Annotated in this window: 10 protein-coding genes; 8 read left to right on the forward strand and 2 right to left on the reverse strand. The window is 74.0% G+C overall.

The window, feature by feature from the left end:
• Positions 1-322 precede the first annotated feature (322 nt).
• Entirely contained in the window at positions 323-1,237 is a 915-nt protein-coding gene (locus ACWEV0_RS34660; RefSeq protein WP_453153800.1) for an oxygenase MpaB family protein, read from the forward strand.
• Positions 1,238-1,334: 97 nt separating this feature from the next.
• On the opposite strand, the gene ACWEV0_RS34665 is transcribed toward ACWEV0_RS34660, so the two are convergent.
• The gene (locus tag ACWEV0_RS34665; protein ID WP_453153791.1) at positions 1,335-1,943 is read right to left on the reverse strand and encodes a TetR/AcrR family transcriptional regulator; all 609 of its coding nucleotides are present in this window, start codon (positions 1,941-1,943) and stop codon (positions 1,335-1,337) included.
• 48 nt (positions 1,944-1,991) lie between these two features.
• Here ACWEV0_RS34665 and ACWEV0_RS34670 point away from each other — a divergent pair, with 48 nt between their 5' ends.
• Positions 1,992-2,543, forward strand: a complete 552-nt coding sequence (locus ACWEV0_RS34670) for a GNAT family N-acetyltransferase (protein ID WP_453153792.1) — start codon at positions 1,992-1,994, stop codon at positions 2,541-2,543.
• Positions 2,544-2,656: 113 nt separating this feature from the next.
• Here the strand turns inward: ACWEV0_RS34670 and ACWEV0_RS34675 are convergent, their stop codons facing one another.
• The gene (locus tag ACWEV0_RS34675; RefSeq protein ID WP_453153793.1) at positions 2,657-4,159 is read right to left on the reverse strand and encodes a M1 family metallopeptidase; all 1,503 of its coding nucleotides are present in this window, start codon (positions 4,157-4,159) and stop codon (positions 2,657-2,659) included.
• A gap of 209 nt (positions 4,160-4,368) precedes the next feature.
• Between ACWEV0_RS34675 and ACWEV0_RS34680 the strand changes: the two genes are divergently transcribed.
• From ACWEV0_RS34680 to ACWEV0_RS34705, 6 genes are all read left to right on the forward strand, one after another.
• Positions 4,369-6,423 (forward strand): Xaa-Pro dipeptidyl-peptidase, encoded by a 2,055-nt coding sequence (locus ACWEV0_RS34680; protein ID WP_453153794.1) that lies wholly within the window; start codon positions 4,369-4,371, stop codon positions 6,421-6,423.
• On the forward strand, positions 6,420-7,721 hold the full coding sequence (locus ACWEV0_RS34685) for a M14 family metallopeptidase (RefSeq protein ID WP_453153795.1): 1,302 nt from the start codon (positions 6,420-6,422) through the stop codon (positions 7,719-7,721). The genes ACWEV0_RS34680 and ACWEV0_RS34685 overlap by 4 nt, the downstream gene beginning before the upstream one ends.
• 124 nt (positions 7,722-7,845) lie before the next feature.
• On the forward strand, positions 7,846-8,154 hold the full coding sequence (locus ACWEV0_RS34690) for a hypothetical protein (RefSeq protein WP_453153796.1): 309 nt from the start codon (positions 7,846-7,848) through the stop codon (positions 8,152-8,154).
• A gap of 241 nt (positions 8,155-8,395) precedes the next feature.
• Positions 8,396-10,033 (forward strand): ABC-F family ATP-binding cassette domain-containing protein, encoded by a 1,638-nt coding sequence (locus ACWEV0_RS34695; RefSeq protein ID WP_453153797.1) that lies wholly within the window; start codon positions 8,396-8,398, stop codon positions 10,031-10,033.
• On the forward strand, positions 10,033-10,260 hold the full coding sequence (locus ACWEV0_RS34700; protein WP_453153798.1) for a hypothetical protein: 228 nt from the start codon (positions 10,033-10,035) through the stop codon (positions 10,258-10,260). The genes ACWEV0_RS34695 and ACWEV0_RS34700 overlap by 1 nt, the downstream gene beginning before the upstream one ends.
• Positions 10,257-10,713 (forward strand): hypothetical protein (locus ACWEV0_RS34705; protein WP_453153799.1); only part of this gene is annotated, 457 nt, incomplete at its 3' end. The genes ACWEV0_RS34700 and ACWEV0_RS34705, both read left to right, overlap by 4 nt.

Raw genomic sequence — 10,713 nt, forward strand, 5'->3', positions numbered from 1 at the left:
CCGCGCCCCGCCCCCCCCCCCCGGCCCCCCGGCCCCGCGTCATGTCCGGAGACACCGGCCTGATCCGCCGGACGGGCCGGACCCGCCGGACCTGCCGGAAGGGCCGGGTTCGCCTTGCCCGCCGGGCAGAGCCCGGGCAGCCTGGGAGACACGCACACAAGGGGGAGACCGCGTGAGGGAGAACGACCGCATGTCCGCCCGGCCGCACCCACAGCCGGGCCCGAGCGACCCGGTGACGCGGGAGCGGACCGCCACCGCGGGGGCGGCTGCGGAGGGGGTCGCCGCCGGGCAGGCTGCTTCCGCGCGGACCACCGCCGAGGCCGTGGCCACCGCGCCGGACCGCCGCTCGTCGCCCCGCCCCGCGCCCCACCGTCCTGAGCCAGTGCCACCCCCCGTCGGTGGCGTGTTGTGGAGCGTCGCCGGAGACGTCCGGGCGCTGCTCATGCTGCCCGCCGCGCTCACCATGCAGGTCGCCCACCCCGCCATCGGCGCCGGCGTCGACGACCACTCCGTCTTCCGTAGCGACCCCTGGGGCCGCGGCGAGCGTTCGCTGCGCTCGCTGCAGCTGTGGATCTACGGCGGGGAGCGGGCCGCCGAGGAGGGCCGCAGGCTGCGCGCGCTCCACAAGGAGATCCAGGGCACCGACGCCCACGGGCGTCGCTACCACGCGCTGAACCCCGCCTACTACGCGTGGGTACACGCCACCGGCTACCCCGTCTACCGCCACGGCCTGCGCTATCTCGCCCGCCCCCTCACCGAGGCGCAGGAGCGGCAGCTGTACGCCGAGTGGCTCCGGGTCGGCCGGGTGCTCGGCATCCACGACCGCGACATGCCACAGACGATCGAGGAGTTCTGGCCGTACTACCGCCGGGTCCTCGACGAGGAGCTGGAGGCCACCGTCGTGGTCCGCGACCTCCTCGCCACCGACGCCCCGGTGCCCGCCCCCGACCGCGGCCCCCTTCCCGTACGCCTGGCCCTGCGGCTCCTCTGGCCGCTGCTTCGCGGGCCCTTCCTGCGCGCTCGCGCCTTCCTCACCGTCGGCCTCATGCCGCCGGACGCCCGCGCCGCCATCGGCCTGGACTGGACCCCCGCCCAGGAACGCCGGCTGCGCCGCCTCGGCCTGGTCGTACGGGCCGTGGTCCCCGTCCTCCCCGAGCGCCTGCGCTACCTCCCACTGGCCCGCGAGGCCCGCGCCCGCGCCCGAGCGCAGGCCCACGCGAAGACACACCGAGGCTAGGCCGGCCCGGGCCGGGGGCCCGGCCCCGCGCGGCCCTCGCCGCCACCACGTTCCGGGTCCAGTCCCGGCCCGGCGCGGCCTCCAGCGTCGACCGGGCCTACTCCTCCCCGTCCGGCGTGGTGCCTCCCAGCGCCGCCAGGTAGTCGTCGAGCAGCTCCACCTGCCGCTTCGCCGGGAACGCCGCCGGGTCCAGTAGGGACTGGACCACCAGGCCCAGGACGAAGGACTGGGCGCCGGTCGCCAGGCGTGACGGGTCGCCGGGGGGCAGTTCGCCGTGCTCCTGGGCCGTGGCGATCAGCTCGGCGAGCCGGGTGCGGCTGCGGCCGTACTTCCCCGCGTAGTCGGCGCTCAGGGCCGGGTCGGCGAGGGCCGTGTCCCAGGAGGAGACCCAGATCCGGTTGCTCGCCGTCGCCTCGTCGGTGAGCGGCAGGATGTCGAGCAGCGCGGCCCGCACGGCGGCGAGACCGGGCTCGCCCGAGTGCCTTCGGGGACGCGCCGTCGTGCGCTCGTCGAGGAGGTCCAGGGCGTACGCGACCAGATCGCGCTTCGCCGGGAAGTAGTGGGTCAGCAGACCGGTGGTGGCACCGAGCTCGGTGGCGACGGCGCGCAGCGTCAGCCCGCCGAAACCGTGCGCGGCCAGGACGCGCCAGACCGCCTCCGAGACGTCACGGCGCCGGGCCTCGTGGTCGCCCTTGGTACGTGGCATGCTGCTACGGTAATAGTCATAACGCTTGTTGTGTGAATGGGGTCCCTGATGTTCTCCCTCCCGCTGCGGGACAACGCCGTCCTCCGGCCGCTCGAGAGCTGGCACGCCGAGGAGTTCGCCGCCCATCTGGACCGGGCGCGCGACCACATCCGGCCGTGGGTCGGCCCGGCCTTCGTCACCACCGACGTCGCGGGCGCCCGGGCCACCCTGGTCCGCTACGGCGAGCGGCAGGCCGCCGACGGCGGACGCCTCTACGGCATCTGGCTCGACGGCACGCTGGTCGGCGGCGTGATGTTCACGGTCTTCGACGCCGACTGGGGCACCTGCGAGGTCGGCTGCTGGCTCGAACCGGCCGGCGAGGGACACGGCCTGGTCACCGCCGCCTCGACCGCCCTGCTCGACTGGGCCCTCGTCGAGCGCGGCCTGCACCGCGCCGAATGGCACTGCCGCGCCGACAACGACCGCAGCGTCGCCGTCGCCCGGCGGCTCGGGATGAGCCTCGAAGGCACGCGGCGCGAGGCATGGCCGTACGACGGCGTCCGGTACGACAAGCAGATCTGGGGCGTCCTCGCCGCCGAGTGGCAGGCCCACCGCGCCTGACGTCCCGCACGCGAAAAACGCGCCTGACGTCCCGCGAGGCACGAGAACAAGACGGAGCCGCCGTCCCGCCTGGCCAGGGGGACGACGGCTCCGCCGTTCGGTGGGTGCGCCCGTCAGCGCTCGTGGATCGTGTTCGTCTCCGCGATCTTCTTCCAGGACTTCGGCTGCACCGGCTTCGCCGCGGTCAGCCCCTGCGGCGCCGCCAGGCCCGCCTCCGCGGCCGCCGGCGCCGCCGGCTTCACCGGCTGGTACAGCCAGGTGTCGAAGAGACCCGCCAGCGGCTTGCCGGAGACCTTCTCCGCGTACTGCACGAAGTCGGAGACGTGCGCGTTGCCGTACGCGTGCTCCTGCGGCCAGCCCCTGAGGATCGCGAAGAAGGTCTCGTCGCCGACCTCGTCGCGCAGCGCCTGGAGCGCCAGCGCGCCCCGGTCGTACACGGCGATGTCGAACTGGTTGTCCGCGCCCGGGTCACCCGGCTTGACCGTCCAGAACGGGTCGTCCGCCGCCCGCGTCTGGTAGACGTAGTCCGCGAGCTCCCGGGCCGTGCCCTCGCCCTCCTTCTCCGACCACAGCCACTGGCTGTAGCGGGCGAAGCCCTCGTTGATCCAGATGTCCTTCCAGTCGCCGACCGACACGCTGTCGCCGTACCACTGGTGCGCCAGCTCGTGCACGACCACCGAGACGTTGGCGCCGTTCGCGAACTGCCGCGGGCTGTAGTACGGCCGGGTCTGCGTCTCCAGGGCGAAGCCGGTCGTCACGTTCGGCACGTAGCCGCCGATCGCGTTGAACGGGTACGGGCCGTAGAGCGACTCCAGCCACTCGGCGACCTCGGCGGTCCGCTCGACCGAGGCGCGCGCCGAGCCCGCGTTGTCGCCGAGCTCCGTGCTGTAGGCGTTGAGGACCGGCAGGCCGCTGGCCGTCTTGTCCGTCGTGATGTCGAACTTGCCGACGGCGAGGGTGGCGAGATACGTCGCCTGCGGCTTGTTGGAGCGCCAGTTGAAGCGGGTCCAGCCGAGCTTCGAGGACTGCGACTGCAGCACGCCGTTGCTGATCGCCTGCGTGCCGTCCGGCACCAGCACGGAGACGTCGAAGGTCGCCTTGTCGAGCGGGTGGTCGTTCGACGGGAACCACCAGACCGCCGAGTCCGGCTCGTCCGCCGCGACACCGCCGTCGGGCGTGCGGTGCCAGGCCGACCAGCCGCCGATCTTCAGCTCCGACGGCTTGCCCGCGTAACGGACCACGACCGATATCGACTTGTCCTTCTCCAGCGGGACCGCCGGGGTGACCTCCAGCTCGTGGTCGCCGGAGGTGGCGAACTTCGCGACGCGGCCGTTCACGCGGACCTCGCTGACCCGCAGGCCGAGGTCCAGGTCGAAGCGGGACAGGTTCTGCTTGGTGGTGGCGAGGATCGTCGCCGTGCCCTCCAGCAGGTCCGTCGCCGGCTGGTACTTGAGACGCAGGTCGTAGTGGGACACGTCGTAGCCGCCGTTGCCGCTGGCGGGGTAGTACGAGTCGCCGATGCCCGGAGCGCCCGCCTCGAAGGTGGCCGCCGACGCCGGGATCGCCAGCAGGAAGGAGGCCGCGAGAGCGCTCGGAACGATGATTCTGCGGTGCACAGGTGCTCCTCAGGTCGTGAAGTCGCAAGAAACGTAAGACGCGTGGTGGGCCGTCGGTCCTTAGCGACACTATTCAGCCCCGCGACGGGCCGTCACGTCCAGAGCACCTCCCGTCACATGATCGCCATCCGGCCGACATGCACCGCCCGTACCGGACGCCGCCGCAGGCACTCTTTTGCACCGCAGCGGCCCGGGGTACCTTCCGCCCCATGCCGATACGTGCGCGGAGAACCCGCTCGGTCCGTCTGTCGTGCAGATCCCTCGCCGTCGCCGCCGCGACGGCCCTCGCCGCCGCCTTCCTCGCCCCCGCCGGGGCCCAAGCCGCCCCGCCCGTACGGGAGTCGAGGCCGGTCTACTCGTACGCCGACGCCGTCCGCGAATCCGTCTGGGTCGACACCGGGCTCGACGGCGACGCCGACGGCCGCACCGACCGGGTCGCCGTCGACATCGTCCGGCCCCGCGAGCCCGCGGCCGCCGGCCGCCGCGTCCCCGTCATCATGGACGCCAGCCCGTACTACGCCTGCTGCGGGCGCGGCAACGAGGGCCAGAAGAAGACGTACGACGCCGACGGGAGGCCCGTCCAACTCCCGCTGTTCTACGACAACTTCTTCGTTCCGCGCGGCTACGCCTTCGTCGCCGTCGACCTCGTCGGCACCAGCCGCTCCGACGGCTGCGACGACGTCGGCGGACCCTCCGACGTCGGCTCCGCCAAGGCCGTCGTCGACTGGCTGAACGGCCGCGCCCGCGGCTACGCCACCCGCACCGGCACCGAGCGCGTCCGCGCCACCGGCTGGTCCACCGGCGCCGTCGGGATGATCGGCAAGAGCTGGGACGGCACCATCGCCAACGGCGTCGCCGCCACCGGCGTCGAAGGGCTGCGCACCATCGTCCCGATCGGCGCGATCTCCTCCTGGTACGACTACTTCCACTCCCAGGGCGCCCCGCTCTACGACGCCAACCCGACCTGGCTCTCCGACTACGTCGGCAGCCCCGACGCCAGGGCCCGTTGCGGCGCCGTGCAGAGCCGGATCGCCGCCGCCACCCCGTACAGCGGCGACTGGACCCGGGCCTGGACCGAGCGGAACTACGTGCCGGACGCGGGCCGGGTGAAGGCCAGCGTCTTCGTCGTGCACGGACAGCAGGACCTCAACGTCCGCGCGGGCCAGTTCGGCCAGTGGTGGGACGCCCTCGCCGCGCACGGCGTCGAGCGCAAGATCTGGCTCTCCCAGACCGGTCACGTCGACCCCTTCGACTACCGCCGCGCCGACTGGGTCCGCACCCTGCACCGCTGGTTCGACCACTACCTCCTCGGCTACGACAACGGCATCGACCGCGAACCGGCCGCCGACATCGAGCGCGCCCCCGACCGCTGGACCACCGACCGGAGCTGGCCGCCGCGCGGCACCGCCGCCACCGTGCTCCGCCCCGCGCCGGGCGCGGCGCCCGGCGTCGGCACCCTCGGCCGTACGCCCGCACCGCGCGGCGCCACCGAGACCTTCACCGACGACCCGGCCCGGAGCGAGCTCCAGTGGGCCGCCGACATCGACCGGGCCACGGCCGCCAAGGCCGGGTTCACCACCGCGCCGCTCGCCCGCGAACTGCGCGTCGCCGGCTCCTCGACGGTGACCGTCACCGCCACCCCGACGACCACGACCGCACACCTCAGCGCCGTCCTCGTCGACCTCGGACCCGCCACCATCCGTGCCTACGCCGAACCCGGCGAAGGCATCACCACCCTTGCCGGGCGCAGCTGCTGGGGCGCGAGCACCGAGGGTGACAGCGCCTGCTTCAAGGACACGGAGGCGCGTACGGCGGACGTCGGGTACACGGTCGTCAGCCGCGGCTGGGCCGACCTCGGCACCTGGGCGGACCCGCGCGTGGGCCGGCCGCTGACCCCGGGACGCCCGTACCCGATCACGATCCGCCTCGCGCCCACCGACCACGTCGTCCCGGCCGGCCATCGGCTCGCCCTGATCGTCGCCGGCACCGACAAGGACCTCCTCGACCCGCCGTCGACCCGGCCGACCCTCACCCTCGACCTGGCCCGCATGGCGGCGCGCGTACCGCTGCTCGGCGGAGCCCGCGCCTTCGACCGGGCGGTCATGCCCCCGGCCGGCGCCCCGGGACGTGACCTCACGGCCGGCCCGTCCGTTCAGCACCGTGCCGCCCCGACCGGCGCCTCCGTGCCCCCGCGCACCGCCGCCCCGACCGGCGCCCCCGTGCCCCCGCGCACCGGCGCCCCGATCCCCGGTGAGGACCGATGACCCGCACCTCCCGTCACCGCCGCCGCGCGCTCACCGTCGCGGCCGGCCTTGCCGCCCTCGGGCTGCCGCTCCTCGCCGCCCCCACCGAGGCCGCGGGCAGCGCGCCCGGGCCGACGACCCCGCGCACCGGCTTCGAGAGCAGCGACGGCGCCCGCTGGACCAGTGAGGCCGAGGAGACCGCCTTCCTCGCGGCCGTCGACCGCGAGAGCGCGGCCCTGTCCGTCCGTACCGTCGGCACCACCGCGCAGGGCCGCCCGCTGCGGCTCGCCACCATCGGCACCGGCGCCACCACCGTGCTGCTCATCTGCTCCCAGCACGGCGACGAGCCGGCCGGCCGGGAAGCCTGCCTCAGCACCCTGCGCGACCTCGCCTACGCCCAGGACGGCGCGACCCGGCGCCTCCTCGCCCGCACCACCCTCCTCGTCGTGCCCACCGCCAACCCCGACGGCCGGGCGGCCGACACCCGGGGCAACGCCGCCGGCGTCGACATCAACCGCGACCACCTCGCCCTGCGCACCGCCGAGACACGCACCCTCGCCGCCGTCATCCGCGACCGGCGCCCCGAGCTGATCTACGACCTCCACGAGTACGGCGCCACCCCGCCCTACTACGACAAGGACCTGCTCGCCCTCTGGCCGCGCAACCTCAACACCGACCCCCGCGTCCACGACGAGGCGCGCACCCTGTCCGAGTCGTACGTCCGGCCCGCCGCCGGACTCGCCGGGTACAGCAGCGGCATCTACGGCATCTGGACCGACCCGCTCACCGGCGAGCCGATCAAGCAGGTCGCGGGCGACGGCCAGGAGCGCATCCTGCGCAACACCGCGGGCGTCAAGAACGCCGTCGGCCTGCTCGTCGAGACCCGCGAGAACGCCCTCGACCCGGCCGAGCAGAACGACCCGGCCCGCAACCACCGCCGCCGGGTCGCCACCCAACGAGCCGCGCTCAAGGGGGCGTTCGGCTACCTCGACGAGCGGCGCGGACCGCTCATGGCCGCCACCGCCGCGGCCCGCCTCGCCGGCCTCGCCGACCGCGGCCCGGTCCTCCTCGGCGGCGCCGACAACGACCCGGCCGAACCCGCCGAGATGCTCCACGACCCGCCCTGCGGCTACCGCCTGACGGAGGCTCAGTACGAGGAGGTCCGCGACGAGCTGGCGCTGCACGGCGTCCTCGTGCGGAAGGACGGCGACGGGGTGCTCGTACCGCTGCGACAGCCGCTGCGGGCGCTCGTCCCGCTGCTGCTCGACCCGCGGGCGAGTTACGGCCTCACCGGCGGAGAGCCTGTGGAGAGGTGTTGAGGACCTGGTGACCGACGGCGGCGTGCGGCGTTTCTCGTGATCATTCCGAGTATTGTTACCAGCGGGTATTGACCATACCTGAACGGGCAACGGGCCGTGACGGCCCGGAACTTGGAGTGACACCATGACGAACGCGACGCCGCTGCGCCGCACCCTGTCGGCTCTCGCCGCCACCACGCTGCTGGCCGGGGGCCTGCTGCTGGGACAGACCGTGACCGCACCGACGGCCCAGGCCGCCGGATCCAAGGTCACCTGCGACGTCCCGAAGATGCGCCAGCAGTCCCACGAACTGCGCGTCAAGGCCGCCAAGCTGAAGCAGCTCGGCTCCCGCGACGAGGCCCGCCGCGTCAACGCCCAGGCCGACTCGCTGGACCGCCGCATCAAGGCGTGCATCGACGCGGACGACCACGCCCAGAAGCCCTTCCCGGGCTGAGGGCCGGCTTTCGACGCCCGTCCGGCGGCCCTCTCGGCCCGCCGGACGGGCGTCCGTCTTCCACGGCCTCGCCTCCCTGTGGGGGGGGGACTGGTCGTCGGCAACCCGGCTCCAGCCCCCGCTCGGCGAGCCGGACCGCCGCCGACGGACCGATGACTGCGCCCCCACCACGATCACGTCACCGCCCGCATCGCCGTCCATGGCAGGGCCCCAGGGGGTGTCACCTAGAATTCGTCCCCTGATGACTGCCACCCTCGTCGCCAAGAACCTCGCCGCCGGCCACGGCGAGCGCTCCCTCTTCTCCGGGCTCGACCTCGTCGTCGCCCCCGGGGACGTCATCGGCCTCGTCGGCGTCAACGGCGCCGGCAAGTCCACGCTCCTGCGCCTGCTCGCCGGCCTCGACACCCCCGAGGACGGCGAACTGCGGCTGTCCCCGCCCACCGCCACCGTCGGCCACCTCCCGCAGGAGCCCGAGCGGCGCGAAGGCGAGACCGTCCGGGAGTTCCTGGCCCGCCGCACCGGCGTCGCCGCCGCCCAGGCCGCCATGGACGAGGCCACCCAGGGCCTCGTCGACGGCACCCCCGGCGCCGACGACGCCTACGCCGTCAGCCTGGAGCGCTGGCTCGACCTCGGAGGCGCCGACCTCGACGAGCGCGCCGAGGAGACCGCCGGCACGCTGGGCCTCACCGTCGGCCTCGACCAGCCGATGACCTCGCTCTCCGGCGGCCAGGCCGCCCGCGCCGGCCTCGCCTCCCTGCTCCTCTCGCGCTACGACGTCTTCCTCCTCGACGAGCCCACCAACGACCTCGACCTCGACGGACTCGAACGGCTCGAGGCCTTCGTCTCCGGCCTGCGCGCCGGCACCGTCGTCATCAGCCACGACCGCGAGTTCCTCACCCGGACCGTCACCAAGGTCCTCGAACTCGACCTCGCCCAGCAGCAGATCACGCTCTACGGCGGCGGCTACGAGGCGTACCTGGAGGAGCGGGACACCGCCCGCCGGCACGCCCGCGAGGAGTACGAGGAGTACGCCGACAAGAAGGCGTCCCTCGAATCGCGCGCCCTCATGCAGCGCAACTGGATGGACAAGGGCGTCCGCAACGCGCGCCGCAAGGCCACCGACAACGACAAGATCGGGCGCAAGCTGCGTGGCGAGGCCAGCGAGAAGCAGGCCGCCAAGGCCCGCCAGACCCAGCGCATGATCGAACGCCTCGACGTCGTCGACGAGCCCCGCAAGGAGTGGGAGCTGCGCATGGAGATCGCCGCCGCGCCCCGCTCCGGCGCCGTCGTCGCCACCCTGCGCGAGGCCGAGGTCCGCCGCGGCGACTTCTCCTTCGGGCCGGTCACCCTCCAGGTCGACTGGGCCGACCGGGTCGCCATCACCGGCGCCAACGGGGCCGGCAAGTCCACCCTCCTCGCCGCCCTTCTCGGCCGCCTGGAACTGGACGCGGGCGACGCCGCGCTCGGCCCCGGCGTCGTCGTCGGCGAGGTCGACCAGGCCCGCAAGCTCTTCCACGGCACGGAGACGCTCCTCGAGGCCTTCTGCGCCGCCGTTCCCGACACCGAGCCCGCTGACGTCCGCACCCTGCTCGCCAAGTTCGGCCTCAAGGCCGACCACGTGCTGCGCCCCGCCACCACCCTCTCGCCCGGCGAACGCACCCGCGCCGCACTCGCCCTGCTCCAGGGCCGGGGGGTGAACCTGCTCGTCCTCGACGAGCCCACCAACCACCTCGACCTGCCCGCCATCGAACAGCTGGAGTCGGCGCTCGAGTCGTACACCGGCACGCTGCTCCTGGTCACCCACGACCGGCGGATGCTCGACGCCGTCCACGTCACCCGGCGGATCGAGGTCGCCGACGGCAAGGTGACCGAGCTCTGATGACCGCCGCGCCAGGTGCCTCGTGCGGGTCCCCGACCCCCGGGGCGACCGGGGCGGCCACGCCGTGGACCGCCACGGACGGCCCGGTCGCCGCCTTGCAGGGCTGCGATCCGGGCCGTGAACTGTACGAGTACGGCCGTCCGCAGGACGTGGAGGTGGCCGCCGAGACCGACCCGTCCGCCACCGCCCCCGTCCTCCCGGACGGCGCATCCCAGGAGGCACCATGACCGACGACGCCCGCGTGACCCGGCTGATCGCGATGCTCGACGACCTCGACGCAGACCTCGACGAGACCATCGACCTCGCCGACGAGATCGCGGCGACGGGAGACCGGAGCCTCCTCCCGCGTCTCACCGCCGAACTCGACCGCGCGGTCGCCGACCGCAACTCCTACGCCCGCGAACTCCTCGGCGGCCTCATCGCCGCCCTCGGCGGTACGGAGCAGCTGCCGGTCCTCGTACGCGCCTCCGCCGCCGACCTCGGCGACGACCAGGACGGCCTCGCCACGGAGATCGTCGACCTGGTCCAGGCCGACCCGAAGACGGCCCAGCGGCTGCTCCAGCCGCTGACGGAGGACGACGACCTGTCGGGGAAGTCGGGCAGGCCGCCGCAGTGGTCCACGTCCAGGTGGGTCACGACGACGTGCCGCACGTCGGCGGGCGCGTACCCGAGCCGGGCGA

The sequence above is a fragment of the Streptomyces sp. NPDC003943 genome, assembly GCF_053605265.1.